Below are 26,464 nucleotides of genomic sequence, written 5' to 3'. Positions count from 1 at the left end.
ACGGAGGATGCGGGACACGACCGTCGACTCAGTAGGTCACGGTGGCGGTCACGGTGTCCGTGTAGCTTCCGCTGGTCACGAACTGTCCCGTCGGAATGCTTCCGAAGACCGTGAAGTCCTGTGTGCTGGTACCGGTGCCCGTGCCCGTATTGGTCAGCGTCGAACCGGAACCGTCACCCCATACGACCGTGTGCGTGCCGTCGGTGTAGAGCTGGTAGTTGAGCGTGGAGCTGCCGCCGTCGGACATGTTGCGGTCGGTCAGCGTCGAGCCAGCCGTCGTGCCGGCATCGAGTGCAACGGCGAACGACGTGCCGTTCGAACATTGCACGGACACCGTACTCGTTGCGTCGTCGGACGAGGCTGATCCGGGATCGTAGTTGCCGAAATCGAGATCGGTGGCGGAGATCGTGCAGCTGGCGAGTACGGTTGCACTGACCGTGAAGGTGGTCGATGTCGACGCCGCATTGGCCGTGCCGCATATCAGCACCAGAGCCGAAGTTGTCGCGGTCAGTCCCCATTTCTTCCATGCATGCCGGGTCGACCGGCTTCTTGCCTGAACATCGCTAGCCATGGCGTTCCTCCCGAACTTTGGCCAACTTTCGTCGTCCGGTGCTTCAAGGCACTGAACACGTTTGAAAATTTCAGGGCATCCTGCGTTCAGCATAGGTCGGCGGGAGCGATTGTCAATATTCCGCCGAGCGAGGCCGCGTCGCGGTGGATCGCATCGTGCCGATCGCGGTCAGCATGCAGGGCCGGTCAGACGAAGGCGACCCGTGACCGAACCGCGTGCGAGTGCGCGCGATCTGATCGAAAAGAGGGCAAAAAAAACGACCTGCCGAGGGGCAGGTCGTCGAATCATGGTGGCCGGGGACGGAATCGAACCGCCGACACGGGGATTTTCAATCCCCTGCTCTACCAACTGAGCTACCCGGCCTGATTTTGGACTCGCGTCAATGCTGCGTTGGGCACTGCGCGAAGCCGCGTATTAAATCGATTGCGTGGTGCCGCGTCAAGCCATGCGTGCGAATCAGTCCGCTTCGGGCGGCACGTAGCCCTCCGGTCGGGCGACTTCGCCCTCGTCGAACAGGAAGCTCTTCATCTGCGTTTCCAGGAACTTGCGTGCTTCCGGGTCGAGCGGATTCAGGCGGTATTCGTTGATGAGCATGGTCTGGTGCGCCATCCACTGCTGCCAGGCCTGGCGCGAGATCTGTTCATAGACGCGCTTGCCCAGTGGGCCGGGCCAGGGGGCGAAATCCAGCCCTTCGGCGTCGATGTCGAGCTTGGCGCAGTGCACGGTGCGTGTCATGCGTCGGACTCCCAGGTGTCGTTCAAGAGTTTGCGTACAGGTGCGGGCAGACCGAGGGTCTGGATCTGCGCGGGATCGCACCAGCGAAGGTCGTCATTATCGGCGATTCGTCTGGTCGCTGTCGCGGCCTCGAACAGCAGCGGCCGGATTTCCAGGCGATAGTGGCTGAAGACATGGATGAACGCCGTCAGCGTCTGCGCGTCGCCGACTTCGGCGAGCCGCTTCGCTTTCTGCTGGGCGTCGGTCTCGTTCTCGGCTTCAGGCAGACTCCACAGACCGGACCACACGCCTTCGGGGCCGCGGCGTTGCAGCAGTACGCGCTGCTCATGATCCCGCAGCAGCAGCATGAACGTTTGTCGAGTCGGGATGGCGCGAGAAGGCTTCGGCGTTGGCAGTGCGTCGGTCAGGTCTTCGGCATGCGCGACACAGCGTGACTGCAGCGGACAGTCGTTGCAGCGCGGGCGGTTGCGTGTGCACAGGGTGGCGCCGAGATCCATGATGGCCTGGGTGTAGTCGGCCAGCCGCTCGTGCGGCGTGTGTTGCTCGGCCAGCGTCCAGAGCTGCTTCTCCACGACGCGCTGGCCGGGATGGCCATGGATGCCGTGCAGGCGGGTGAGCACGCGTTTCACGTTGCCGTCGAGGATCGGGAAACGCAGCCCGTGCGCCTGCGCCAGGATGGCGCCTGCGGTGGAACGGCCGATGCCGGGGAGGGCGGCCAGCGCATCGAAATCGCGCGGCAGTTCGCCATCGTGCTCACGCATGCATTGAAGCGCGGCACGATGCAGGAAGCGCGCGCGGCGGTAGTAGCCCAGTCCCGACCACAGGGCGAGCACCTCGTCCTCGTCCGCGCGCGCCAGATCCGCCAGTGTCGGCAGTTGCGTGACGAAGCGCTGGAAATAGTCGATGACCGTTTCCACGCGGGTCTGCTGCAGCATGATCTCCGACAGCCACACACGATAGGCGCTGCGCGGGTGCTGCCAGGGCAGGTCGTGGCGGCCGTGGCGGTCGAACCAGGCCAGGAGGGGTTCGGCGAGCGGCGTCACTTGACTTCGTTCTGCTCAGCTTGCGCCGCGCTGCTCGCGGCGGCCGGGAGGGCCGAACCGGAGCGCAGCTTGAGTCCCTTGATCTGCACGTCACCGAACGTCAGCGCATCGGCATCGACGGTGCCATCGATCGGCGGCGGCGGAAGCGGACCCGGCGCATGGTCGCCGGCGATGCGCTTCCACCACGCGGCCAGCTCCAGCGGCGAAAGGTGCAGGTCGGCCGATGTCTTAGGCCCTTCGAGTTTCACGTGCAGGCGGCCGCCGAGGCGGGCGTCGGGAGTATCGGAGCCGACATCGATGCGGTAGCTATCGCTGCCCTTGACGGCCATCTCGCCATGCAGCGCGATGGCCAGCTTCGGTCCGCCGAGCCACGTTGCGTTGCCGGCGAGCTGGATGCGCGAATCCTTTCCGCCATATCCACTCAGCTTCAGATCTTTCAGTTCGATGGCGCCCCGCGCCGTCTCGAGTGGGGTGAACATCAGCGTCAGGCGAAGATTCTTGCCCGACGCCGATTGCCCCGAGGCATTCAGCGAAAAGGTGCGCCCCGAGGACAGTGCGCCGGTCTGCAGGCTGACGTCCTGCAGCAGCACGCTGTTGTCGCGCACCAGGGTGCCGTTGCGGATGGAAACGCCTGCGTCGATGCTGGGCAGACTCGGCTGGCCGGTGCTCTTGGTCGGCAGCTCGTTCAGGGCATACTGCAGTTGGTCCAGATCCAGGCGTGGCGAATCCAGTTCCAGCTTGTTGATGGCGGTGGGGCCGCCGAACAGGGCGCGCCAGGGCACCACGATCTGGCCGTGATCGGCGATCAGGATCGGGTCGGCCTGGTTCTTGGCGAAGACCTGCAGTCCCTGCAACTGGACGCCCGGACGCGGCCACAGCGTGGGGCGCGCGGGCGCGGTGAGGGTCAGTTCGAGGCCGGCATTGCGAGCCGCGCTGCGCAGCGTTTCGGTGAAGCGTGCCGGGCGCAGCATCACGTAGGTGAGTACCAGCGCCGCCAGCACCAGCGCCAGCGCGACGCCGGCGACCGAGAGCAGGGTGATGCGCAGGCGCCGCGACATGCGTCAGGCGTCCGTTTCCACGGGCAGCAGGCCATCCACGTAGGCTTCGGCGTCGAAGGGACGCAGGTCGGCGATGCCCTCGCCGAGACCGACGTAACGGATCGGCAGGCCGAATTCGCGCGCCAGCGCGAAGACCACGCCGCCGCGCGCGGTGCCATCGAGCTTGGTCACGACCAGGCCGGTGACGCCGATGGCCTGGTGGAACTGGCGCACCTGGCTGACGGCGTTCTGGCCGGTGGTGCCGTCGATCACCATCAGCACCTCATTCGGCGCATCGGCGTCGAGCTTCTTCAGCACGCGGGCGATCTTGCCGAGTTCGTCCATCAGACCGCCCTGGGTGTGCAGACGCCCGGCGGTGTCGGCGATCAGCAGGTCGGCTTTTCGCGACTGCGCGCCTTGCAGGGCATCGAAGATCACGCTGGCCGAATCCGCGCCCTGGCCCTGCGCCACGACCGGCACCTGGTTGCGTTCGCCCCAGGTCTTGAGCTGCTCGACGGCGGCGGCGCGGAAGGTGTCACCGGCGGCCAGCATCACCTTGCGGCCGGCGGCCAGATGATGGTGGGTGAGCTTGCCGATGGTGGTGGTCTTGCCGACGCCGTTGACGCCGACTACCAGCATCACGAACGGCGTGTGCGTGGTGACGTCGAGCGACTGCTGCACGGGGCGGAGCTGTTCGATCAACGCCTCGCGCAGCGCATTGCGCAGGGCTGCGGCGTCGGCGAATTCGCGCTTGCGCACGCGCTGGCGCAGCGACTCGACCAGCGTCGTGCTGGCGGTGACGCCGACATCGGACGTGATGAGGATGGTCTCGAGTTCGTCCAGCAGCGCATCGTCGAGTTGCGGGTTGCGCTTGAACAGACCGCCCAGGCCGCGGGCGATGCCGCTGCCGCCGAGCCGCTCGCGCCAGCTGCGCGGTGCTTTTTCCTCCGGCGCGGCGATTTCTTCCGGCGCGGCGGATGGCGCGTCGCTCGCATGTTCCGGCGCTAGAGATTCCGCAGGCGCATCGGCGTTCTGCGGCGCATTGGCGTCGACATCGTCTTGTGCGGCCTCGCGCTTGGGGGCGGCGGGGTCGTTTTTCTTTTTCCAGAACTTGAGCATGAGGCGCGGAAATGAGGACAATTCAGGGCATCATGGTATCACCCGCAACCCACACCAGAGCTGAGCGCGGCGGCGCCGCGCACCGGCAAGGAGACGCTGCATGAAGCGTGCGAAAGGCGCTGCGGCCGGGCAGGTGCGCATCATCGGCGGTTCGCTGCGCGGCTCGGTGCTGCGCGTGGCGGATGCGCCGGGTCTGCGGCCCACGCCGGGCCGCGTGCGCGAGACCCTGTTCAATTGGCTGCAGCCGTTCATTGCCGGCGCGCGTTGCCTGGACCTGTTCGCGGGCACGGGTGCGCTGGGCATGGAGGCGCTGTCGCGCGGCGCGCGTGCGGTGACGTTCGTCGAGCGCGACGCCGCCGCCGCGCGGGCGTTGCAGGCCAATCTGCAACGGTTGAACCAGGACAAGGGCGACGTGCGGGGTGCCGATGCCTTCGATTACCTGCGCGGTACGGCCTCGCCGTTCGACATCGTGTTCCTCGATCCGCCGTTCGCACAGGCGCTGTGGGACGATGCGGCGCGGCAGCTGGAGGCGGGAGGCTGGCTGGCCCGCAATGCGCTGATCCATGTCGAGTCCCCCGTGGAGCAGATCCCCGCGCTGCCGGCGAATTGGCAATTGCACCGTGAGCGTTGCGCCGGGCAGGTGCGGCATGCGCTTTATCGCCGCGCTGCAGCCGATCCGTTAGACTGAAAAGAGCCGTACGGCAGCCGCCCGCGCCGCGCCGTCGATCAACCTCACGCCAACGCGGCCGCGCGCCGCAAGGTGCATCCGATGACTGCCAAAACCGATCCCGTCGCGGCCCGCGTGGCCGTGTATCCGGGTACTTTCGATCCGATCACCAACGGCCACGCCGATCTGGTCGCGCGTGCCGCGCCGCTGTTCGATCGTGTCGTGGTGGCCGTGGCCGACAGCCACACCAAGGGGCCGAGTTTCAACCTGGAGGAGCGGATCGGGCTGGCGCGCGAGGCGCTGGCGGACCTGCCCAATGTCGAAGTGCGCGGGTTCGACACACTGCTCGCGCACTTCGTGAAGGAAATCGGCGCGGGGGTGATTCTGCGCGGTCTGCGCGCGGTGTCGGACTTTGAGTACGAGTTCCAGTTGGCGAGCATGAATCGCCATCTGATTCCGCAGGCCGAGACCCTGTTCCTGACGCCCGCGGAGCAATACAGCTTCATTTCCTCGTCGCTGGTGCGCGAGATCGCGCGGTTGGGCGGCGATGTGAGCGGCTTCGTGCATCCTTCGGTGCAGAAGGCCATGCGGGCGCGTTGGCATACCGCGAGCTGAACAGTCGCGCTATGCTTGCCCACTGTGTTCGACAATCCAAGGTGACGACAATGCGCAAACTGGCAATCATCGCAATGCTGGCCCTGGCCGGTACGCTGGGCCTGACGGCCTGTGGCAAGAAAAGCGATGAAGGGCAGCAGACCCAGCAGGCAGCCAAGCTGACCCGCCCGACGGACATGAGCAACAAGTCCGCGTGGCAGGCCTATCTGGTGCAGGTGCTGCAGAGCGGCGACAACATGAAGGGCATGACGGGCGATCGTCCGTACGTGTACTACGTGTCGCCCTCCGATGACGATAACGACACCGCCGAGCGTCAGCGTCAGCTGGACAACGTCAGCGACACGCTGGCCCGTGGCGTCCTGCCGGGCAATCTGATGGCTTTCGCCGGTCCCGACTCGTCCAAGACCGCTGATCTGATGATCTCCGCGTTCCAGGACACCAAGGCGGGTTCGCTGGACAAGGTCATCGTGGTGTTCATCGGCGATCAGGCCGACGAGCAGCGCGTGGCCGAAGTCATCAAGCCGACCGGCGCGACCTTCCGTTTCGCGCAGATGTAAGTTCCATGCCCCGGCGCCGCGGCGGATTCGCCTCCGCGGCGCCGACGGCATCCGCTCCGACGAGATCCCATGGCACTGAAAATCCTCGACACCTGCATCAACTGCGATGTGTGCGAGCCGGTCTGTCCGAACAATGCGATTTCGCTGGGCGAGGAGTACTACCAGATCAATCCCGACCTGTGCACGGAGTGCGTGGGTCATTTCGACGAGCCGCAGTGCGTCGAAGTCTGTCCGGTCGAGTGCATCCCCAAGGATCCCGACCACGTCGAGACGACCGATCAGTTGCAGCTCAAATACGAGGCGCTGATGCGCAAGTCCGACGACTGACGCGATCCGGACTCGCCGCTGCAGGCCTCGTGGTTCACACGGCAATTTTCGAGGCTTTTCATGCAGCTCTGGTCGATCGAAGGCAATTCCCAGAAACTCGACGGTGGCGCGATGTTCGGCAACGCGCCCAAGGCGTTGTGGACGCGCTGGGTCGAGGCGGATGAACACAATCGCATCCCGCTGGCCTGCCGCTGTTTGCTGGTGAAGGATCTGAACGGGCGGACCGTGCTCTTCGAAACGGGCATCGGCGCGTTCTTCGAACCGAAGCTTCGTGAACGCTACGGTGTGGTCGAGTCCGAGCACGTGCTGCTGCAGTCGCTGGAAGAGGCTGGGGTCCGCCACGAGGATATCGATGCGGTGGTTCTGTCACACCTGCATTTCGACCATGCCGGCGGTCTGCTCGCGCCGTGGCGGGAAGGCCACGAGCCGGAGCTGCTGTTTCCCAACGCGACCTTCCTGGTCGGCGCCGAGCACTGGAAGCGGGCCTGCCATCCGCATCCGCGCGATCGCGCCTCGTTCATCCCCGAACTGCCCGGACTGCTTGAGCAGAGCGGACGCCTGGAACTCGTCGAAGGAGAGTATTCCAAGTGCCTGGGTGAGTCCGTGCGCTTCCACTATTCGCAGGGTCACACCCCAGGCCTGATGCTGGCCGAGGTCGTGGCGGACAACGGCGGGCTGGTGTTCTGTGCCGATCTGATTCCGGGGCGAGCCTGGGTGCACGTGCCGATCAGCATGGGCTACGACCGCTATCCGGAATGCGTGATCGACGAGAAGCGTGCGTTCCTCGAGGACATGCTGGCACGCGGCGTGCGTCTGTACTTCACGCATGACCACGCTTGCGCCATGGCCAGCGTGGATCGTGACGAGCGCGGCCGCTTTGTGTGCACGGACGCTCGCGAGCGTCTGGTCGGCGAGGTATGGTGATCGGAAGACCGGAGGCTCCGGGCAGGCAGACGCTTCGATGATGCAGGAAAGGGGAACGGCCATGTGGAAGCTGCTGGGCGGCAGTCTGCTGCTGCTGCTGGCGATGGCCATGCTCGCCAGCAACGAGAGCAGCGTGATGACCTACCGCACAGCCGCGGCGCGGCACGGCGGCGTCGTGGTCGATGCCACGCGCAGCGGTCCGACAGCAGCCAATGACAGCGACATGGTGCGGGTCGCCGGTACGCCGCGCGTGGTCAAGCCGGCGGTCGACAAGCAGTTCGGCATTCGCGCGGACGTGCCGATCCTGTGGCGCGTGACCGAAATGTTCCAGTGGCGCGAGATCGACTACGGTGGCAGCGCCAGCTACGAGTTGCAGTGGGTCGATCATCCGGTCAATTCGAACATCTTCAGGGAACGCGCGCGACACGAGAATCCTTCCGCGTTGCCGTTCGGCGGCGCGCGCTACCTGGCCGGTGAAGTGCGACTGGGTGGTTTCACGCTGAGTCCAGCAATCGTCGCTGCGATGCCGGGACGCACGGACTACGCGCCCGATTTCGGAACGCTTCGCCCGAACATGGCTGCCAGCTTCCGGGTGGTGAACGACACGCTGATGACCAGCGAGGATCCGAACTCACCCCAGCTCGGCGATCTGCGCGTGAGCTGGCGCAGTGCACCGTTGCAGGAGGTGACCGTGATTGCGCGTAATCGCGATGGCGTTCTGGTGCCGGCGGAGGGCGTCGAGGACAACCCGGGCTTCGAATTGCAGGTGGGACAGCGCGAGGTGATGGATCTGCAGCCGGACATGCCGCCGCAGCCGTGGCTGCCGTGGCTCTGGCGCGTGCTCTCGCTGGTAGTCGCCACGGTCGGTGCGTATGTCCTGCTGCACGGCATGTCTCCGTCCCGGCGAGGCGCGCCGCTGGCCGCGCTCGGCGTGGGTGTGGCGCTGACCTCCGGGCTGGGCGGTGTGATGTGGGTGACCGAACGCACCGACCTGGGCGGCGTGCTGCTCGGCATCGCGGTGCTGGCGCTCGGTGTGACCGCCTGGCAGATGTACGAGCGGTCGTCGCCGGCCTGAATCCCGGCGACGCCTTCAGCCGAAGGCTTCGGGGTGTTCGAGGAACCACAACCCGGCGAACAGCTTCGGGTCGATGGAGTAGCCCTTGCGGCTCATGCGAAGCAGCCATGCGCCGGCTTCTTGTCGAGGCACTTCGTGGACCACGATCTGTTCGCTCTCGTCGCCGCCGCCCGGTCCGGTGCGGCGCAGTCCGGTGGCGCGCACGAAGATCATCATTTCCGTGCTCATGCCGGCCGAGGAAGGGCCGGTGTGTATGACGTGCACGTGTTCGCACGCGTAGCCGGTTTCCTCTTCCAGTTCACGTCGGGCCGCCAGGCAAGCGTCTTCGTCGTCGTGTTCCTTCAGATCGCCGATCAGGCCGGCCGGCATCTCGATGGTCTGCTGCTGGATGGGCTCGCGGTACTGTTCGACGAACAGCACTTTGTCTTCGTCTGTCACTGCAATGATGATCGCAGCGCCGCCTGGATTGTTGCGCTCGACGAACTCCCAGCGGCCGCGTTTTCGCAGGGTCAGCCACTGGCCGTGATACAGCGTCTGCGCCGTTGTGTCTTCGGCGGTTCGAGTCATGCGTGCGGTTCTCCATCCAGCGCCTTCAGGCGCGAGCGCGTCAGCGGACCGAAGCGCAGCTGGTCGCAAAGTTCATCCAGGCGTTCCGCATCGCAGCGTTCGCGATGCAGTTCGGCCGCGGTCTCGGGCACGGGCGCATCCAGGGCGATGCGGGTGATGCGTGCGAACAGGCGTGCGGATTCGGCATGTTCGCGCAATCGTGTCGCACAGGCGGCGGCACCGCGCAGACGCAGGTAGGGTACTTCGTCGACACGTTCGAGCAGACTTTCCAGGTCGCCGAAGTGGCTCAGCAGCGCGGCGGCGGTCTTGGCGCCGACACCCGGGACGCCGGGGATGTTGTCCACGGCATCGCCGGTCAGTGCCAGATAGTCGGCGACCTGGTGCGGCTGCACCCCGAGCTTTTCCTGTACGCCTTCCGGCCCCCAACGGCGATTGCGCGCGAAATCCCATTGCCGGTCGCGCTCGCCGAGGAGCTGTCCGAAATCCTTGTCCGCCGAGACGATGATGCTGTCCAGCCCCTGCGCCCGAAGTGTCCACAGCATCGAGCCGATCAGGTCGTCGGCTTCGTAGCTGTGATGGGCCAGTGCGGTGACGCCCATGGCCTCGGTTACGGCGCGGCACAATTCGAACTGTCGCTCCAGGTCGGGTGGCGGCAACTCGCGGTTCGCCTTGTAGGGTGGATAGAGCGTGTTACGGAAGGACGTGGTCAACGCGGCGTCGAAGGCCACCATCAGGTGCAGGGGGCGTTCGCGTTCGATCAGGTCGCACAGGAAGCGCGTGTAGCCGTGCACGGCATTGACCGGTCGACCTTCGCGGTCGACGAAGTCATCCGGCATCGAATGCCAGGCGCGGAATACATACAGGCTGCCGTCGATCAGGTAGGCCGGAGCGGCGCGGCGGGCTGCGGTGTTCACGGCGTCCAGGCGCTGACGATGTCGGTGAGGTCGGGGCGGTCGCGCTGAGGAACGTCCAGCTTCGGCGTGCCGATGTGCACGAAACCCACCACACGTTCGTGTGCGGCGAGCCCGAGGATGCCGGCGACTTCGGGATCGTACGCGGCCCATCCGGTCAGCCATTGCGCGCCGTAGCCCATGGCCTGTGCGCCCAGCAGCAGGTTGTAGGCGACGCAACCGGCCGACAGCAGTTGTTCCTGTTCGGGGATGCGGCCTTCCTGGATGCGGGCGATCACCGTGACCACGAGCGGGGCGAAGGTATAGCGCAGCGTTTCTTTCTCGCGCTTGGCAGGAGGCAGATCCGGGTCCCGTTCCACGGCGCGCTGTGCCAGACGGCGGCCGAACTCCAGTTTCGCATCGCCCTGCAGCGTGACCAGCCGCCAGGGTTCGAGCTTGCCGTGATCGGGCACGCGGATGGCGCCGGTCAGCAGATGCTCCAGCTCACTCGCGTCGGGGCCGGGAGCTTCGAGCTGGCGCGAGGGCACGGAGCAGCGGTTCAGCAGAACGTGGAGGGCGTCGTCGGACATGAATCGTTGATTCCTGGAAAGTGATTCAGGCGCCTCCGTCGAAACGGAAGGCGTCGGGCAGCAGGGCGGCGACCGTGGTCCGGCGCTGCTGTCCCTTTGTGTTGGCGAGGGTGACCGGCGTATCGGCGGCGGCCAGTTCGGCCATGACCTGGCGGCAGGCGCCGCACGGGGTCACGGGCGCTTCGGTGTCGCTGATGACGGCGATGTGCGCGAAATCCCCGGGTTTGCAGCCTGCCGCGATGGCGCTGAACAGCGCCGTGCGTTCGGCGCAGTTGCACAAGCCGTAGGAAGCGTTCTCGATATTGCAGCCGCCGAACACCTGGCCGTCATGCGTCAGTACGGCGGCGCCGACGTGAAAGTTCGAGTAGGGCGCGTAGGCCCGATCCCGTGACTGCCGCGCCTGCTGCATGAGTTGATCTGGATTCATCGGCTTCCCGCCCCCGAAGTGGTCTTGTCCCGCCAGTGTATCGGCAATGTCTTGCCGTTGCGTGTTGGCATCGCGGCATCGTGTACGATGCGGCAAGACCGTACGGGAGGCGAGGATGACTGTCACAGTTGCGGCCCTGCGCGAGACCGCTGCCAGCGAGCGTCGCGTGGCCATCGTTCCTGAAGTGGTGAAGAAGCTGCGCGCGAGTGGCGTTGAGGTCCTGCTCGAGCGCGACGCCGGCGTGTCCGCGGGATTTCCGGATGATGCCTACGAGGGCGCGACATTCGACGATGCCGAGGCGGTTCTGGCGCGCGCCGACCTGCTGTGGTGCCTGCAGATGCCGGAGGCTTCGCGTCTGGCCGGCTTGCGGCGGGGGAGCGTGCTGATCGGCGCGTTGCAGCCCCATCGCCATGCCGAATCCCTGCAGCGACTGGCCGGACAGGGCGTCACCGCGTTCGCGCTGGAGCTGCTACCGCGCACTACGCGCGCGCAGGCCATGGATATCCTCAGTTCGCAGGCGGCGGTGGCCGGTTACCGGGCCATGCTGATCGCGGCCGAGCATTGCCCGAAATTCTTTCCCATGCTGACCACGGCAGCGGGCACCATCCGCCCGTCCCGGGTGCTGGTGATCGGCGCCGGCGTGGCCGGATTGCAAGCCATTGCCACGGCGCGCCGGCTGGGTGCGCAGGTGGAGGGCTACGACGTGCGCAGCGAGACCCGCGAGCAGGTGCAGTCGCTCGGCGCGAAGTTTCTCGAACTGGGTGTCGACGCGGCCGGCAAGGGCGGCTACGCCCGTGAGCTTTCCGCCGAAGAGCGGGCGGCGCAGCAGCAGGCGCTGGCCGATCATCTGGCCGGCATCGATGTGGTCGTCACCACGGCTGCGGTGCCGGGGCGTCCGGCGCCGCGCATTCTGACGCAGGCGATGGTCGAGGGCATGAAGCCGGGCGCGCTGGTCGTGGATCTGGCCGCCGAGGGTGGCGGCAACTGCGAGCTGACCCGTCCCGGCGAACAGATCGATCATCGGGGGCGCACTGTCATCGGTCCGCTGAACCTGGCGTCCGGCGCGGCCTTTCACGCTTCGCAGATGTTCGCGCGCAATGTGCAGCATTTCTCGGCGCTGCTGCTCGGCGAGGACGGCGTGCTTCTCGATTTCGACGACGAGTTGCTGGCGCGCAGCTGCGTGGTGCACGACGGCGAGGTTCGCTTCACCGCCGGCTGAAACGAGACAGCAGCGCGCTGCGATTGCTCAGCGACCGCCAGAAGAAGGCGGGTGGTCGTGCATCCAGCGCTTGCGCTGCTCGGGCGTCATGCGCCGCCACTCGCGCCGTAGCTTGTCGCGCTGTTGCGGCGACATCGACTGGAAACGCTCGTAGGCATGATGCAGTGCACGACGCTCCTGCGGGGACATGTGTTCATAGCGACGGTGATTGGCGCGGGCCTCCCGGCGCTGTTCGGGCGTCATGCGCTCCCAGCGTGCGATGCGTTCACGGATGCGTTCGCGGCGCTCCGGCGACAGATGCTTCCAGCGCTCGGCCCGGCGCAGCAAGTGCTGCTGGTGGCGCGGCGACATGCGGTCCCAGCGCGGACGCATCGGCGCGAGCATTCGGCGGGTGTCGGGGTCGAGGCGACTCCACGGCACGGGGCGCGCAGGGGACGGCGCATCCGCATGGTTTGGCGGCGGTGGTGGCGGGAGCGGCCCACGTGCGGCCAGGACCGGGGATGAGCCGATCAGCAGCAGGGCCGCGAGTATCCAGGTCGTGCGCAGCATGGGGTCAGCCTCCGCGAGGGGTGTGCGAGGCCGTGGCCGGTTGCTGGGCCAGCCAGGCGTAGAAATCCATGTCCTCGTACAGCGCCGGATCGGTGCTGTCGGGGTCCGGCGGCAGGGCGTCGCTGGGGTCGTTGTCGCTGGCCGTCACCGCGGTGGGCGTGACGGCGTGCCGCGATGGATGGGGGGCGGAAGGCCAGATCATCACGACCGCGAGCAGGCAGGCGGCGACAGCACCAGCCGGCACCAGCCAGCGGCTCAGGTACGGGCGTTCCGCTGCCTCCAGGGCCTTGCGGCGCGCGTCGCGGAGACGGGCGGCGGTGGCCGTGTCGACCTCGTCGCCGGTGCGCCGGTACAGCGCACGCAGCCGATCCTGGAATTCACGTTCGGTTTGCGGACTCATTGCCAGTCCTCCAGTTGATCTCTCAGGCTGTGCAGGGCGCGGGAAAGATGGGTCTTCACGCTGCCCTCCGAGCAACCCATGGCCGCGGCGGTCTCGGCCACGCTCAATTGTTCCAGCGTACGCAGCATGAAGGCTTCGCGCTGGCGTTGCGGCAGTTGCTTCACGGCTTCGCTGACCGCGTCCCAGGCCTGTCGGTCGGCGACCTGGCGCTGCGGTCCCGGGCCGTGGTCAGGCGGCTCCCAGGCGGGCATGTCTTCGCCGTGGTCGTCGCGGCGGCCGCTGAGCCAGTTCACCATGATCGAGCGCACCTTGCGACGGCGCTGCAGATCGGTGATGCGCCGCCGCAGGATGCCCCAGAACAGCGGTGTCCACTCGTCCGCTGGCTTGTTCCGGTAGCTGCGCACCAGGCGCAGCATGGCGTCCTGCACCGCGTCGTGAGCCTCTTCCGGGTCGCCCAGCGCGAGTTTCGCCATGCGCCAGGCCCGGCGCTCGATCTGCGCCAGGAAGGCATCCATCGACACCGGTGTCGACGGTGCGCGGTCGTCCGCGGCGAGCGAGGCCGATGCGTTCACGTCCACGAGCTCCTCGGCATCATGTTTTGGATCCGTGTTCACTGCTTGTATCCGTTAACGCATGAGGCGCGATCGGGGTTGACCGGCGAAACGCCGCTTGGGCTGGCCCGATGGGCGGGTTTCCGTATGATGGTCCGGCAGTCCGATCCGCATCCACGCTCCGGGGGCACCGATGATCGACGGGTTTGTAGCACTGTACATCTTCATGCTGGCGGCGTTCACTGGCTACGAGATCATCGCGCGCGTGCCGGTGATTTTGCACACGCCGCTGATGTCCGGTTCCAACTTCGTTCACGGCATTGTGCTGGTCGGCGCGATGGTCGCGCTGGGACACGCCGACGGGCTGCTGGATATCGCCATCGGCTTTATTGCGGTTCTGCTCGCCGCCGGCAACGCGGTCGGCGGCTATGTGGTCACCGAGCGCATGCTGGAGATGTTCAAGACCAGTCGGCCGGGCGGTGCGAACGAGGAGAAACGCTCATGAGCGCCGATCTCCTGCTGCGCTGGCTTCCGGGCGTGATTCGCGCCTGCTATCTGCTGGCGGCGCTGTTGTTCATCCTGGGACTCAAGCGCATGAGTTCGCCGCGCACCGCGCGCGGCGGTGTGGTCTGGGCCGGCGTGGGCATGCTGGTGGCGGTGCTGGCGACCATGTTGCTGCCGGACATGCATCATCGAAGCCTGGTCGTGCTGGGCATTGTCGTGGCCGGCGGGCTGGCCTGGTGGTCCGGCAAGCGCGTGGCGATGACCGACATGCCGCAGATGGTCGCGCTGTACAACGGCATGGGTGGCGGTGCGGCCGCGGCTATCGGTGTGTTCGAGCTGGTGGTCGCCGCGCGCGAGTCGATGCTCGACAGCGCACCGCCCATGGCGCCGGCGGCATTGGTGCTGGCGGTGCTGGGCGTGTTGATCGGCGCGGTGTCGTTTTCCGGTTCGCTGATCGCCTTCGCCAAGCTGCAGGGTTGGATGGACCGTCGCTTCGTGTTTCCGGGCCAGCAGGTCTTCAATGTGCTGATCCTGCTGCTGGCGGTCGTGCTCGGCGGCGTGCTGGTCTTCGCGCCGCCGGCGATGGCCGTGATCGGCGGGTTCCTGCTCGCGGCGCTGGTGTTCGGTCTGCTGATGACACTGCCGATCGGCGGCGCCGACATGCCGGTGGTGATCTCGCTGTACAACGCCCTGACCGGTCTGGCCGTGGCCTTCGAGGGCTTCGTGCTGCAGAACGAAGCCATGATCATCGCCGGCACAGTCGTTGGCGCCGCGGGCACGTTGCTGACGCAACTGATGGCCAAGGCCATGAATCGCTCACTGGGCAATGTGCTGTTCGGCAGCTTCGGTGCGGCGACCGGTGAGGCGCAGGCCATCGATGGCGCGCAGAAGGAGATCGAGGCCTCCGACGCCGCGGTGATGATGGCCTACGCCGAGCGTGTGGTGATCGTGCCGGGCTACGGCATGGCCGTGGCGCAGGCGCAGCACAAGGTCTGGGAGTTCGCGCATCAGCTGATCGAGCGCGGCGTGAAGGTGCGCTTCGCCATCCATCCCGTCGCCGGTCGCATGCCGGGTCACATGAACGTCCTGCTGGCCGAGGCCGGCGTGCCCTACGACCTGATCGTGGACATGGAGGACGTCAATCCGGAATTCCCCAACACCGACGTGGTGCTGGTGATCGGCGCCAACGACGTGGTCAATCCGGTGGCCAAGACGGACCCGTCCTCGCCGATCTACGGCATGCCGGTGCTGGACGTGGTGGCCGCAAAGCAGACCATCGTCATCAAGCGTGGTCGCGGCAAGGGCTTTGCCGGCATCGAGAACGCGCTGTTCTATGCCGAAAACACGCGCATGCTGTTTGGCGACGGTCAGGCGATGGCCGCCCAGCTGGTCAGCGAATTGAAGGGGTTGGACGCCTAGGGCGCTAGTCCGCGCCGCGTCGTCGACGCCCTCGCCATGCCAGCACGGCGGCGAGCAGGGCGGCGAAGATGTAGATCGCAATCGCGCCTGCGCTCAGCGAAGCCCATGCGAGGTGCGCCAGCATGCCGCTGCCGGCGCGGCGCAGGGCCTGCATGAAGCTCATGCCGAAGGTGCCGGCCAGATCGGCGGCAGCGAACAGGAAGCGCATGTAGGCACAGGCCAGCAACGTCGCCAGGGCGGCAAGCACGGCAGCGGGCAGCGGCTCGTCGATGACCCAGTGCCGCATGACGTGGCCGATCAACAGGCCCATTGGCAGCGCCAGCCAGACGGCGGTATGCCAGCTCGGCATAAACAGGTTGAGCAGCAGCCACAGTGCGCCTGCGGCCAGCGCGATCATGGCGGCGCTGAACGTCGAGAACAGCAGCGTCGTCATCGAGACGGCGCGGGAATGGTTCGACATCGGGTCGGGTGTGGCTCGGCCCATGGGCATCCTCCTCGGCAAGGGGCGCATGATAGCGCCTGTGTGGAAACGCGCATCCTCGCCTTGGCATGGGCGCGAGCCGGACGCATGTCATAATGACCGATCCATTCCACGCATCGATTCTCATGTCCGGTTTCAGTCTCAGCAGCGAACCTTTCACCCTGCAGCGCGATTGCGAGGCGGTGATGGTGCCCGTCGGCGAGACGGTCACGCTTCCCGCGGGGCAGATCGGCTACATCACCCAGGCTCTGGGCGGCAGCTTCACGGTGTATGTGGAAGGCAATCTGTTCCGCATCGCCGGCCAGGACGCGGAGGCGCTGGGCAAGGAGCCTCCGGCGCCGATCGAGCTGGCCGAGGACGCCAGCGATGAGGATGTGGAGAAGCTGGTCTGGTCGCAGCTGCGCACCTGCTTCGATCCGGAAATTCCGGTCAACATCGTAGAACTGGGGCTGGTCTACGACGTCAGCCTGGACCCGGACGAGGATGGTTCGCGCAAGGTCTATGTGAAGATGACCCTGACCGCGCCCGGCTGCGGCATGGGCGACATCCTGGTCGATGACGTGCGCACCAAGCTGGAACTGATTCCCACCGTGTCCGAGGCCGATGTCGACATGGTGTTTGATCCGCCGTGGAATCAGTCCATGATGTCAGACGCCGCCAAGCTCGAGACCGGCATGCTCTGATTCGATGCGCGGTCCCGGTTCGGCGGCTCGACACTGCCGGTATCTGACTGGAGGCCTCCATGAAGAAGATCCGTTGGTACGCCTGGGCTGCGATGCTCGGCGTTGCGATGTTGTTGGTCGAGGTCTACGCGCACGCCGGTCTGCGCGCGCAGCCTGTTGTCGGCGCAGCGGTTGCGTCCCAGGCGCGTCTGCAGGCTCCGCTTCGACACACCTATCTGGTCGCTGGTGCTCATGCATTGCAGTGGACGCCCTTCATGCGCGATCCGGCGATGCGCCTGGCCGAATCCGTATGGGGTGACGCGTTCGTTCCGATTCGCGAACATCCCGAATTGGCGCTGTACGAACTCGGGGACGCATCGCATGGCGTGGTGCACGCCTTGCTCGCGCCCATGTACTGGGGGGCGCCGCTTTTCCTGCTGCTGGCCGCGATCGGTTATGCGCTTCGTCCGCGCCGGGTTCATGTGATGGGTTCGGGCAATCATTGAATCGGCATTTTAGATACACATAATCGGAAAACATTTCGCGATGGCTACGATAATGTGAAGTCATCGGCGTGTGATTCATGAATAATTAATCACTCATGAATATGAAATCGGAAAAACTCCTAAAGCCGGCTTGACGACATTTTCCCGGCTGCTCTAGGTTGTCCTTGCCGCATTTCGTGGGGAGACGTAAATGCGGTGCTCCGAAACGGCGTCTTGGGGGATGCCGTCACCGATGTAACCAACGTTCAGTAACGCTCTCTCGGGGATGCAGGGGGAGAGCGCGTTATGCATTTCGAACGACTTCGGGGCAGCAAGGTAATCGACCGCGGCAATCGCGGTTCACTCACGTTTGATGGCCATGCCGTCACGAGGACGCGTTGCGCCATCGGGCACCTAGGAGGAGGTTGTACCCAATGCCTGGTACTTTTCGTTTGAACATCCTGGTCGCAGCCATGGGGCTGGCCGCGTTCTCGACGGCCAATGCCGCGACCACGGAGCATCTGCATGCACGAACGCTCGGCGTCACGCCGGCCAGCCAGCTCGCGCACACGCTCGGTCTCGGCAACGGCATGTCTTTCAAGGCGCGCTTCAGCCGTCCGACGCGTCACGGCACCGACACGGTTCGCATGCAGCAGATGTACAACGGCGTTCCCGTCTACGGCCGCAGCATCGCCGTGGAGCAGAACGCGCAGGGACAGGCCCTGGTGGCCAATGGTCCCGTCGCCCAGTCCTTCAACCTGAGCGCCTCGGACATGCGCGCCAAGCTCACCGGCGATCGTGCGGTGGAAGTCCTGCGCGGGCGTCACAATCCGTTCATGGCGCCGGGGCAGTCGATCCACAACGCCAAGGCCGACCTGTACGTGTATCCCGAGTCGCAGGGGCAGGCGCGTCTGGTCTATCTGACCTCGTACTTCGCGGCGGGTAACCAGCCGGCGCGTCCGACCGCGATCATCGATGCCAACACCGGCGAGATCATCGAGCAGTGGGACGGTTTGACCACCGCCGACGGCTACGGCCCGGGCGGCAATCAGAAGACCGGTCAGTATCAGTACGGCACCGACTATCCGGCGCTGGTCGTCACCGCGTCCGGCAGCACCTGCTCGCTGTCGAACTCGGATGTGAAGACCTACGACATGAACAACGCGATGTCCGGCTCGGGCACGCTGGTCAGTTTCCCGTGCTACACGCACACGGGCGATGGCGTGAACGGCGCCTACTCGCCGGAGAACGACGCGCATCACTTCGGCCAGGTCGTGCATGACATGTACAACAACTGGTTCGGCGCACCGCCGCTGAACTTCACGCTGGTCATGAAGGTGCATCTGGGCAGCAACTACGAGAACGCGTACTGGGACGGCTCGGCGATGAACTTCGGCGACGGCGCCAGCACGTTCTACCCACTGACCTCGCTGGATGTCACTAGTCACGAAATCAGCCACGGTTTCACCGAGCAGCACTCGAACCTGCAGTATTCCGGCCAGTCCGGCGGCATGAACGAGGCGTTCTCGGACATGGCCGGCGAAGCGGCCGAGTACTACGACCGCGGCAGCAACGACTGGCTGGTGGGCGCCGAGATCATCAAGAGCGGCACCGCGTTGCGCTACATGTGCAATCCGACCCAGGACGGTTCGTCGATCGACAACGCGGCGGACTACTACAGCGGTCTGAACGTGCATTACTCGAGCGGCGTCTACAACAAGGCGTTCTGCACCCTGGCCAAGACCTCCGGCTGGAATACCAAGAAGGCCTTCGAGGTGTTCGAGCGCGCCAATGCGCTGTACTGGAGCTCGACCGCGACGTTCAACAGCGGCGCCTGCGGCGTCGAGAGTGCCTCGGACGATCTGGGCTACACCACCAGTGACGTGGTCAGCGCCTTCAACGCCGTCGGCGTGAGCTGCCCGAGTGGCGGCGGCGGTGGTGGCGGCGGCGGTACTGGCGGTTCGCTGCAAAACGGCACCGCGGTCTCGCTGTCCGGCAGCTCGGGCGCCTTCAGCAGCACCTACACCGTGCAGGTGCCCTCGGGTTCCAGCAACCTGGTGATCTCCACCTCCGGTGGCAGCGGTGACGCCGACCTGTACGTGAAGCTGGGTTCGGAGCCGACCCTGAGCAGCTATGACTGCCGCCCGTACAAGAACGGCAACAGCGAGAGCTGCAGCTTCTCGTCGCCGTCGACCAGCACCTACTACGTCAAGCTGTACGGCTACAGCAGCTACTCGGGCGTCTCCCTGAAGGCGACCTGGACCGAGCCGAGCGGCGGTGGTGGTGGCGGCGGCGGGTTCTACGAGAACTCGACCAACGTCAACATCCCGGACCAGAGCACCGCGAGCAGCTACATCAGCGTCAGCGGTGAAGCCAACCCGGGTCCGAGCGACCTGCAGGTGCATGTGAAGATCGTTCACACCTACCGTGGCGACCTGCGCATCACGCTGTACGAGCCGAATGGTTCCAGCGTCGTGCTGAAGAGCCCGAGCGGTTCGGACGGCACGGACAACGTCGACCAGACCTACACGGTGAACGCATCCAGCGTGGACCCGAACGGTCAGTGGCGTCTGAAGGTCGACGATGTCTATGCCGGCGACACCGGTTACATCGACGACTGGAGCCTGCAATTCTGAGGCTCCGCCCGCACAGGGAGGTGCGGGTTTCGTCCGAGGAAAGGGTGGGTTGAGGCCTGCCGGCGAAGCCTTTAAATGGGGCTTTGCATGAAGGCCCGGCCGCGTTTAGCGGTCGGGTCTTTCTATTTCGGTAGCGGTTTGCCGAATTCGTGTATTCGACATATTTGCTGCGTGATACAACAATAAAGGCAAGTGCGGGGACAATTAATACACGGTTTCTCGCGGGGTAAAAAATTGCGAATTAACGCATATTTTTATCTTTATTAAATCCCCATGCTGGGGATAAGTGTTTTTAAATAAGCCAAGGGATGCTGGCAATAAGTTCCGCGATGCATAAATGAATGACATCAGTGCCCGTACATTGCTTCAGTCATGGAGGCTGGGGGAGTGGCAATGAACCGGGTCGCGGGAATTTGGATGGGTAGATAACTCGAGAGCGATTGGGCTCATTACAGAGTGGCACGCACGGGCCGCTGCAGGTTCGCTCGTGCTCTATATACGGAGGAGTAGCAATGCGAAGCAGTTTTCCACGATTGAAGATCCTTGCGGCCGCAGTCGGACTGGCCGCAGCCGGTACGGCCATGGCCGCCAGCGGCCAGGCTTCCGACATGGCGACCGCGCAGTCGCCGGTGATCGGTCATGCCATGCACCTGAACGCCCATCAGGCCGCGATCGGTGCGATGGATGCCGGTCAGCAGATGCACATTTCGGTGGCGCTGAAGCTGCGCAACCACCAGGATCTGAAGAATTTCATCGCTGCCGCACATGAGCATCTGTCGCCGCTGGCGCAGACGCACCTGTCCAAGGCGCAGTTCATGCAGAGCTATGGTCCGACTGCGGCCCAGGCGAACAAGGTGGCGAACTACCTGCGTCGCTACGGCTTCCAGAACGTCACCATTGCCGGCAATAACATGCTGGTCTCCGGTGATGCGCCGGCCAGCGTCGTGCAGTCTGTGTTTCACACCTCGCTGCAGCGCGTGCGCACCAAGAGCGGTCGTCTAGCGTTCGCGAATTCCTCGGATGTGCACATCCCGGCTTCGCTGAGTGATTCGGTCCTGTCCGTGATCGGCCTGCAGGACGTCTATCGTCCGCACACCTTCGCGCATGTCATGGCCGGCGCCAGCACGCAGAGCGTGACCGGTCACAACCCGACTGATTTCTCCGCCATCTACGGCGGTACCGGCGTCGCCACTGGCGCGGGCGTGACGGTCGGCATCATCACCCAGGGCAGCCTGACCCAGACCAAGACCGACCTGAACACCTTCACGTCGAACAACGGTCTGCCGACGGTGACCACGCAGACGGTCAACACCAACGGCACCAGCAGCGACACCAGCGGTGTAGACGAATGGAACCTGGACAGCCAGGACGTCGTCGGTGCGGCCGGCGGTCAGGTCGGCAAGCTGATCTTCTACAACATCCCGACCCTGTCCAACACCAATCTGACCGCAGACATCAACACGGCGGTCAGCGCCAACGCGGCCAAGATCATCAATGTGTCGCTGGGCGAGTGCGAGACCTCGGCGAAGAGCGACGGCTCGGCGGCGGCGCAGGACCAAGCGTTCCAGCAGGCCGTGGCGCAGGGGCAGACCTTCTCCATCTCGACCGGCGACTCCGGTGCGGATGAGTGCGGCAACGGTGGGACTACGCCAAGCTGGCCGGCTGCCTCGCAGTACGTCATCGCGGTGGCGGGCACGACGCTGAATGCGTCCACCACTACCTGGAACAGTGAGACCGTGTGGAGCAGCAGCGGCGGCAGCGAGAGCACCTTCGAGCCGAAGCCGAGCTGGCAGACGCTGTACAGCGGCACCTATCGTGGCGTGGCTGACGTGGCCTTCGACGGCGATCCGAATTCGGGCGCCAAGATCATCGTCAACGGCAGCACGACCCAGGTCGGCGGCACCAGCCTCTCGGCACCGATCTTCTCGGGCCTGTGGGCCCGCGTGATCGCGACCAAGGGCACCGGCGTCGGCTTTGCCGGTCCGCTGCTGTACAACCTGCCGGCTTCCGATTTCCATGACATCACGTCGGGCAACAACGGCGGTTCCACGGCCAGCACTGGCTATGACCTGGCCAGCGGCCGCGGCAGCCTGATCCTGAGCAACGCCATCAATGACATCGGTGGCAGCAGCGGTGGCAACAACCCACCGACCGCGAACTTCAGTGATTCCGTGAACGGCTTGACCGTCAACTTCACCGATTCTTCCAGCGATAGCGATGGTTCGATCGCCTCGCGCTCCTGGAACTTCGGCGACGGCTCGACCTCGACCGCCACCAATCCGAGTCACACCTACTCCGCGGGCGGCACCTATACGGTGACCCTGACGGTGACGGACAACGGTGGTGCGACGGATACCAAGACGGCTTCGGTCACCGTGTCGGGCGGCGGTGGCGGTTCCAACCAGCTGCTGGGCAACACCGGCTTCGAGAGCGGCTCGGCCTCGCCGTGGTCGCTGAGCTCCGGCGTGCTGTGCAGCAACAGCACCTGCTCGGGCCAGTCCGCGCATGCCGGTTCGTGGTTCGCGTGGCTGGACGGCTACGGTTCCTCGCACACCGACACCGTATCGCAGACCGTTTCGATTCCGTCCGGCATCAGCTCGGCGACACTGAAGTACTACCTGCACATCGACACGGCCGAAGGCACGTCTTCGTACGCCTACGACACGCTGAAGGTGCAGGTCTACAACACGTCGGGAAGCCTGCTGGGCACGCTGGCGACGTATTCGAACCTGAATGCGGCGTCAGGCTACACCGCTCACACCGCCAGCTTGTCTTCCTACGCGGGACAGACGGTGGTCGTGAAGTTCACCGGCACCGAGGACTACTCCAACCAGACCTCGTTCGTGCTGGATGACATCACGCTGACCACGCAGTAAGCGCACAACCCCGGGTCGGCGCGCGATGACGCCGGCCCGGGTTATCGAGCAATTGCACGCCGTCCGGCGTGCATCGGCAAGGACGCCGGGTCTACCCCCAGACCTGCTACATGGATGTATGCGTCATGGAGGACGCTTGTTGCCCGGCCCACGCAGCCGGGCATTTTTTTGTCCGCGTGTCGGTCTCAGGCGGCGGGGATTTCCTCGAAGCGGTTGGCGTCGCGATTCTTGCGTACGCGCATCGGATCCCATACGCGGCCGTTCATGGCGATCCAGACGCCATCGGGCAGGCTCTGCACCGCGCCGACCGCGCAGCCGATGTTGAACACCGCGTCCGAGCCCTGGAACCGCGCCGGATTCAGGGCGCCGGTCAGCACGATGGTCTTGCCCTCGATGCCCTGCAGCATGCGCGCGGTGTCGACCATGGAGTCGGTGCCGTGCGTCACCAGTACGTGGCGATGCGGCTGCGCCTCGATGGTGCGGCGGATCAGCTGGCGGTCGTCATCGGTCATGTCCAGACTGTCCTTGCGCAGGATCGAGACCACGTCGAAGCGGAAGCCGACGCCGAGCTGGCCGAGGATATCGCCGATCTGCGGCGCGCCGATCTGGTAGTCGGACTTGGCGTCGAAGTAGATCTTGTCGATGGTGCCGCCGGTGGTGACGATGGTCAGATGCTGCATGGAGGGATCCTGATTGCGTGATTGCGTACGTGGTGCGGTGTCGATGAATGAGGCGTGATGCGCGTGCACGGCGCCATTTCGTGGGGTCGCCCGCTCAATCGAGCAGGGCGAGTGTGTCGGTGTCGATATCGGTCAGGCGGTCGAGGCCATGCGCGAGAAAACAGCGCAGCGCGAGGGCGGGGCGGCGGGCGTCGGGCGACTCACTCGCGCGTGCGGCGAGCAGGGCGGCCGCCATGCATCGCGCCAGTGTGATCGCCAGCCCGCGCGCTCCGGCCTGCAGTCGAGCGGCGTCGTTGCCGCAGTCGTCGATGAAGGCACGCGCACGGTCCAATGCACTGCGCACGGCCTCGGCAGCGGTGCGGTCGTCATGATGGGGCAGTAGGCGTTCGATCTCTTCGTTCAGCGGGTCGAGACTGCTGGCGGACAGCGCGCGCAACGTGTCCAGGGACAGCACGTTGGTCGTGCCTTCCCAGATGGCATACACCTGTGCGTCGCGCAGCAGCTGGGGCAGGCCCGTGTCCTCGATGTAGCCCGCGCCGCCGAAGCATTCAAGTGTCTCCGAGGCGATCGCGACCGACAGCTTGCCGGTCCACAGTTTTGCCAGCGGCGTGAGCAGACGCAGTAGCTGCGTCTGTGCCGGGGAGGCCGTGTGGTGTTCGACCTGACCGAGCAGTTCGGCGACATGGAAGGTCAGGGCGAACGCGCCCTCGAACTCGGCCTGCATGTCGGCCAGCGTGCGGGCGTGCAGCGGCTGTTCGATCAGCGGCCGGCCGAAGGCCTGCCGGCGGCGTGCGTAATCGCTCGCCAGCGCCAGGCAGCGCGCCATGCTGGCCGTAGCGCAGACCGCATTCCAGGTGCGGGTGACGTTGAGCATCGGCGCGACCCGACGCACGCCATGATCGAGGCCAGCGACGGGTTCGGCGGGCAGGCCGTCCAGGTGAATTTCCGCGGTCGGCAGTTCGCGGGTGCCGAGCTTGTTCTTCAGGCGGTCGATGCTCAGATCGCGCCAGCGGCCCTGCGCATCCTTGGTCTCGACGTAGAACAGCGCCAGGCCGCCAGTGCCTTCGCCCGCGCCTTCGGGGCGGGCCAGCGCCAGCGCGGCTTCGCCGACCACCGCCGAGGTGAACCACTTGCGGCCGTACAGCCGCCACTGGCCCTGCTCGTCGCGTCGGGCGACGGTGCCGGTGCGAGCGACATCGGAGCCACCGGCAGTCTCGGTCATCCACTGCCCCGATAGCCAGAAACGGTCGCTTTCGCGGCTGAGGAAGTGCGGCAGGGCGCGCGCGATGATGTCTTTGTTCCCGGCGGCCTTGAGCGCGGTGGCCGCGCCGTCGGTCATGGCCAGCGGGCAGGTGTAGAACTCGCTGGCGAGGTGGTACAGATACACGCGCATGAACTGTTCCAGCCGGCCGTGCGCGCCGGCCTCGGCATCATGGCCGGCGGCGAGGACGGCATGGCGCGTGGTCAACTCGGGTCCCTCGCGCCAGGCTTGGGTCAGTTCGATGCGGTCGATGCGCTCGCCCCAGGGGCCCCATTGCGTCAGCACGGGTTCGCCGGGCGTGCTCGCCAGGCGACGCTCGTAGGCCATGCAGGCGTAGTCGCCCAGCGCGATCAGATCGGCCTCCAGCGCGGCGCGGCGCGCGGGCGGCACACGCTGTGCGATCAGGGCCTTGAGCAGGCGATCCTGATGGAACGGATGCGGCAGTCGTGGGGCGTCCTGCAGGAATTCCATGACGGTCAGCGCCAGCGGTGGAGAATCGAATTATAAACGCCGCGTGCGCCCAGCCGCAGGCGTCACGCCTTCCTGCGGCGCTGCACGCCGGCGCCGAGGGCAAAGATCAGCAGCAGGCTCAGCGCGACCTGGGCCAGCGCCAGCATGCGTTCGTTCGGCAGCGACCAGGCCTCGGCCACCCCGTGCGAGAAATAGAATAGCGCCACGATACCCGCCCATAGCAGCGCGCGGGCCGGGCGGCGGATGGCCAGCAGCGGCAGCAGCAGCGGCAGCAGCGCGAGAATCAGCACGGCGCTCAGGGGCTCGTGCGGATCGGGCGCGAGCCAGGCATGCCAGATCGGCTGCAGGGCAATCAGGCCGAGCCAGCCGAGGTAGCCGGTCAGGCGGGCACGGCGTTGGCGTGGGCTGAGTGTGAGCGTGTCCCGGCTCATGCATTCGCTTCCAGGCGTCGCGCGACATCGGCCAGCCGCTTGCCCAGCGCGCGGGCGAGCTCGCGTTCGTGCTCGCTGATGTCCAGCTCGTGCTGCGCGCCGGCCAGGTGGCTGGCGCCGTAGGGCGATCCACCCGTGCGGGTCGTGTTGAGTGCGGCCTCGGTGTACGGGATGCCGACCAGCAGCATGCCGTGATGCAGCAGCGGCAGCATCATCGACAGCAGGGTCGATTCCTGGCCGCCGTGCATGGTGCCGGTGGCGGTGAACACTGCGGCGGGCTTGCCGGCGAGCGTACCGGAGGCCCATTCGGCGCCGGTGCCGTCGAGGAAATGCTTCAGCGGCGCGGCCATGTTGCCGAAACGGGTCGGGCTGCCCATCGCCAGGGCGGCGCACTCGGCCAGATCTTCGCGCGTGACATAGGGCGCGCCGTCCTCGGGTTCCGGCGGCTGCGCGATTTCGGTCACCGGCGCGACCGGAGGCACCTGCCGCAGCCGTGCATGCATGCCCGGCACCTCCTCGATGCCGCGCGCGATCAGACGCGCCAGTTTCGCGGTGGCGCCGCTGCGGCTGTAGTAGAGCACCAGAATGTCCTGGTCCATGAGGTCTCCTGCGTGTTCGGGGGCGCGCTCGGACGCCCGGACGGCGTGTGTCGCCGTGTGTGGGACGTTCATGGCCGATGCGCTACGCTGACCATG

At 65.8% G+C, this 26,464-nt stretch carries 30 protein-coding genes and 1 tRNA gene; 13 read left to right on the top strand and 18 right to left on the bottom strand.

Annotation, left to right across the window (positions count from 1 at the left end; all coding sequences use genetic code 11):
• Positions 1–28 precede the first annotated feature (28 nt).
• From BTJ49_RS01350 to ftsY, 6 genes are all read right to left on the bottom strand, one after another.
• Complete coding sequence (locus BTJ49_RS01350) at positions 29–571, bottom strand: spore coat U domain-containing protein (protein WP_168184623.1); 543 nt, start codon at positions 569–571, stop codon at positions 29–31.
• Between the two features lie 287 nt (positions 572–858).
• A tRNA-Phe gene (locus BTJ49_RS01345) sits at positions 859–934 on the bottom strand.
• Between the two features lie 93 nt (positions 935–1,027).
• Positions 1,028–1,306: an oxidative damage protection protein gene (locus tag BTJ49_RS01340; protein ID WP_113063561.1), complete on the bottom strand. Its 279-nt coding sequence runs from the start codon at positions 1,304–1,306 to the stop codon at positions 1,028–1,030.
• Positions 1,303–2,349, bottom strand: coding sequence for an A/G-specific adenine glycosylase (gene mutY / locus BTJ49_RS01335; protein ID WP_113063560.1), 1,047 nt, complete (start codon positions 2,347–2,349; stop codon positions 1,303–1,305). The genes BTJ49_RS01340 and mutY overlap by 4 nt, the downstream gene beginning before the upstream one ends.
• A complete protein-coding gene (locus BTJ49_RS01330) occupies positions 2,346–3,407 on the bottom strand; it encodes an AsmA family protein (RefSeq protein ID WP_113063559.1) in 1,062 nt (353 codons plus the stop codon). The genes mutY and BTJ49_RS01330 overlap by 4 nt, the downstream gene beginning before the upstream one ends.
• A 3-nt stretch (positions 3,408–3,410) precedes the next feature.
• On the bottom strand, positions 3,411–4,526 hold the full coding sequence (gene ftsY / locus BTJ49_RS01325; protein ID WP_240601680.1) for a signal recognition particle-docking protein FtsY: 1,116 nt from the start codon (positions 4,524–4,526) through the stop codon (positions 3,411–3,413).
• 79 nt (positions 4,527–4,605) lie between these two features.
• Between ftsY and rsmD the strand changes: the two genes are divergently transcribed.
• The 6 genes from rsmD (at position 4,606) to BTJ49_RS01295 (ending at position 8,670) form a co-directional block, all read left to right on the top strand.
• Positions 4,606–5,193 (top strand): 16S rRNA (guanine(966)-N(2))-methyltransferase RsmD, encoded by a 588-nt coding sequence (gene rsmD / locus BTJ49_RS01320; RefSeq protein WP_113063557.1) that lies wholly within the window; start codon positions 4,606–4,608, stop codon positions 5,191–5,193.
• Positions 5,194–5,274: 81 nt separating this feature from the next.
• Entirely contained in the window at positions 5,275–5,787 is a 513-nt protein-coding gene (gene coaD, locus BTJ49_RS01315; protein WP_113063556.1) for a pantetheine-phosphate adenylyltransferase, read from the top strand.
• A 50-nt stretch (positions 5,788–5,837) separates the two neighbouring features.
• Positions 5,838–6,344 (top strand): hypothetical protein, encoded by a 507-nt coding sequence (locus BTJ49_RS01310; protein WP_113063555.1) that lies wholly within the window; start codon positions 5,838–5,840, stop codon positions 6,342–6,344.
• Positions 6,345–6,413: 69 nt separating this feature from the next.
• Positions 6,414–6,671 carry a YfhL family 4Fe-4S dicluster ferredoxin gene (locus tag BTJ49_RS01305; RefSeq protein WP_113063554.1) on the top strand — a complete coding sequence of 86 codons (258 nt, stop codon included), beginning with the start codon at positions 6,414–6,416 and terminating at the stop codon, positions 6,669–6,671.
• A gap of 60 nt (positions 6,672–6,731) precedes the next feature.
• Positions 6,732–7,595: an MBL fold metallo-hydrolase gene (locus BTJ49_RS01300; RefSeq protein WP_113063553.1), complete on the top strand. Its 864-nt coding sequence runs from the start codon at positions 6,732–6,734 to the stop codon at positions 7,593–7,595.
• A gap of 61 nt (positions 7,596–7,656) precedes the next feature.
• Positions 7,657–8,670, top strand: a complete 1,014-nt coding sequence (locus BTJ49_RS01295) for a TMEM43 family protein (RefSeq protein WP_168184622.1) — start codon at positions 7,657–7,659, stop codon at positions 8,668–8,670.
• A gap of 15 nt (positions 8,671–8,685) precedes the next feature.
• On the opposite strand, the gene BTJ49_RS01290 is transcribed toward BTJ49_RS01295, so the two are convergent.
• The 4 genes from BTJ49_RS01290 to cdd are packed head-to-tail and all read right to left on the bottom strand — an operon-like array spanning position 8,686 to position 11,318.
• Complete coding sequence (locus tag BTJ49_RS01290; RefSeq protein WP_113063551.1) at positions 8,686–9,237, bottom strand: NUDIX hydrolase; 552 nt, start codon at positions 9,235–9,237, stop codon at positions 8,686–8,688.
• Positions 9,234–10,160: a 5'-3' exonuclease H3TH domain-containing protein gene (locus BTJ49_RS01285; protein WP_168184653.1), complete on the bottom strand. Its 927-nt coding sequence runs from the start codon at positions 10,158–10,160 to the stop codon at positions 9,234–9,236. Before BTJ49_RS01285 ends, BTJ49_RS01290 begins: the two co-directional genes overlap by 4 nt.
• Complete coding sequence (locus tag BTJ49_RS01280) at positions 10,148–10,717, bottom strand: nitroreductase (RefSeq protein ID WP_168184621.1); 570 nt, start codon at positions 10,715–10,717, stop codon at positions 10,148–10,150. The genes BTJ49_RS01285 and BTJ49_RS01280 overlap by 13 nt, the downstream gene beginning before the upstream one ends.
• Positions 10,718–10,742: 25 nt before the next feature.
• Positions 10,743–11,318, bottom strand: a complete 576-nt coding sequence (cdd, locus tag BTJ49_RS01275) for a cytidine deaminase (protein ID WP_113063989.1) — start codon at positions 11,316–11,318, stop codon at positions 10,743–10,745.
• Between cdd and BTJ49_RS01270 the strand changes: the two genes are divergently transcribed.
• Positions 11,260–12,363 (top strand): NAD(P) transhydrogenase subunit alpha, encoded by a 1,104-nt coding sequence (locus tag BTJ49_RS01270; protein ID WP_113063549.1) that lies wholly within the window; start codon positions 11,260–11,262, stop codon positions 12,361–12,363. The two genes, cdd and BTJ49_RS01270, sit on opposite strands and share 59 nt — an antisense overlap.
• Positions 12,364–12,390: 27 nt before the next feature.
• Here BTJ49_RS01270 and BTJ49_RS01265 read toward each other — a convergent pair whose 3' ends face one another.
• The 3 genes from BTJ49_RS01265 to BTJ49_RS01255 are packed head-to-tail and all read right to left on the bottom strand — an operon-like array spanning position 12,391 to position 13,884.
• Entirely contained in the window at positions 12,391–12,912 is a 522-nt protein-coding gene (locus BTJ49_RS01265) for a DUF3106 domain-containing protein (protein WP_113063548.1), read from the bottom strand.
• A 4-nt stretch (positions 12,913–12,916) separates the two neighbouring features.
• On the bottom strand, positions 12,917–13,312 hold the full coding sequence (locus BTJ49_RS01260) for a hypothetical protein (RefSeq protein ID WP_113063547.1): 396 nt from the start codon (positions 13,310–13,312) through the stop codon (positions 12,917–12,919).
• The gene (locus tag BTJ49_RS01255) at positions 13,309–13,884 is read right to left on the bottom strand and encodes an RNA polymerase sigma factor (protein WP_255420345.1); all 576 of its coding nucleotides are present in this window, start codon (positions 13,882–13,884) and stop codon (positions 13,309–13,311) included. Before BTJ49_RS01255 ends, BTJ49_RS01260 begins: the two co-directional genes overlap by 4 nt.
• Before the next feature lie 172 nt (positions 13,885–14,056).
• On the opposite strand from BTJ49_RS01255, the gene BTJ49_RS01250 reads away from it, so the two are divergent.
• Complete coding sequence (locus tag BTJ49_RS01250; RefSeq protein ID WP_113063546.1) at positions 14,057–14,368, top strand: NAD(P) transhydrogenase subunit alpha; 312 nt, start codon at positions 14,057–14,059, stop codon at positions 14,366–14,368.
• Complete coding sequence (locus BTJ49_RS01245) at positions 14,365–15,786, top strand: NAD(P)(+) transhydrogenase (Re/Si-specific) subunit beta (protein WP_168184620.1); 1,422 nt, start codon at positions 14,365–14,367, stop codon at positions 15,784–15,786. Before BTJ49_RS01250 ends, BTJ49_RS01245 begins: the two co-directional genes overlap by 4 nt.
• A 4-nt stretch (positions 15,787–15,790) precedes the next feature.
• Here BTJ49_RS01245 and BTJ49_RS01240 read toward each other — a convergent pair whose 3' ends face one another.
• Positions 15,791–16,270 carry a hypothetical protein gene (locus BTJ49_RS01240; RefSeq protein WP_240151739.1) on the bottom strand — a complete coding sequence of 160 codons (480 nt, stop codon included), beginning with the start codon at positions 16,268–16,270 and terminating at the stop codon, positions 15,791–15,793.
• Positions 16,271–16,392: 122 nt separating this feature from the next.
• Between BTJ49_RS01240 and sufT the strand changes: the two genes are divergently transcribed.
• The 4 genes from sufT (at position 16,393) to BTJ49_RS01220 (ending at position 22,926) form a co-directional block, all read left to right on the top strand.
• Complete coding sequence (gene sufT / locus BTJ49_RS01235) at positions 16,393–16,950, top strand: putative Fe-S cluster assembly protein SufT (protein WP_113063544.1); 558 nt, start codon at positions 16,393–16,395, stop codon at positions 16,948–16,950.
• 59 nt (positions 16,951–17,009) lie between these two features.
• Positions 17,010–17,435, top strand: a complete 426-nt coding sequence (locus BTJ49_RS01230) for a hypothetical protein (RefSeq protein ID WP_113063543.1) — start codon at positions 17,010–17,012, stop codon at positions 17,433–17,435.
• Positions 17,436–17,848: 413 nt separating this feature from the next.
• Positions 17,849–20,050: a M4 family metallopeptidase gene (locus tag BTJ49_RS01225; protein ID WP_113063542.1), complete on the top strand. Its 2,202-nt coding sequence runs from the start codon at positions 17,849–17,851 to the stop codon at positions 20,048–20,050.
• A gap of 512 nt (positions 20,051–20,562) precedes the next feature.
• A complete protein-coding gene (locus BTJ49_RS01220) occupies positions 20,563–22,926 on the top strand; it encodes a protease pro-enzyme activation domain-containing protein (RefSeq protein ID WP_113063541.1) in 2,364 nt (787 codons plus the stop codon).
• Positions 22,927–23,111: 185 nt separating this feature from the next.
• Here the strand turns inward: BTJ49_RS01220 and BTJ49_RS01215 are convergent, their stop codons facing one another.
• The 4 genes from BTJ49_RS01215 to wrbA all read right to left on the bottom strand — a co-directional run bounded on the left by BTJ49_RS01215 (position 23,112) and on the right by wrbA (position 26,368).
• Complete coding sequence (locus BTJ49_RS01215; RefSeq protein WP_113063540.1) at positions 23,112–23,606, bottom strand: asparaginase domain-containing protein; 495 nt, start codon at positions 23,604–23,606, stop codon at positions 23,112–23,114.
• Positions 23,607–23,700: 94 nt separating this feature from the next.
• A complete protein-coding gene (locus tag BTJ49_RS01210) occupies positions 23,701–25,338 on the bottom strand; it encodes an acyl-CoA dehydrogenase family protein (protein WP_113063539.1) in 1,638 nt (545 codons plus the stop codon).
• A 62-nt stretch (positions 25,339–25,400) separates the two neighbouring features.
• Complete coding sequence (locus tag BTJ49_RS01205; RefSeq protein WP_113063538.1) at positions 25,401–25,769, bottom strand: DUF2069 domain-containing protein; 369 nt, start codon at positions 25,767–25,769, stop codon at positions 25,401–25,403.
• A complete protein-coding gene (gene wrbA / locus BTJ49_RS01200; protein WP_113063537.1) occupies positions 25,766–26,368 on the bottom strand; it encodes an NAD(P)H:quinone oxidoreductase in 603 nt (200 codons plus the stop codon). Before wrbA ends, BTJ49_RS01205 begins: the two co-directional genes overlap by 4 nt.
• Positions 26,369–26,464 lie beyond the last annotated feature (96 nt).

This window comes from Oleiagrimonas sp. MCCC 1A03011 (genome assembly GCF_003267965.1).
GTDB classification, from domain to species: domain Bacteria; phylum Pseudomonadota; class Gammaproteobacteria; order Xanthomonadales; family Rhodanobacteraceae; genus Oleiagrimonas; species Oleiagrimonas citrea.
Note: the sequence above shows the minus strand (reverse complement) of the source record. Positions and strands in the feature narration are given on the sequence as shown.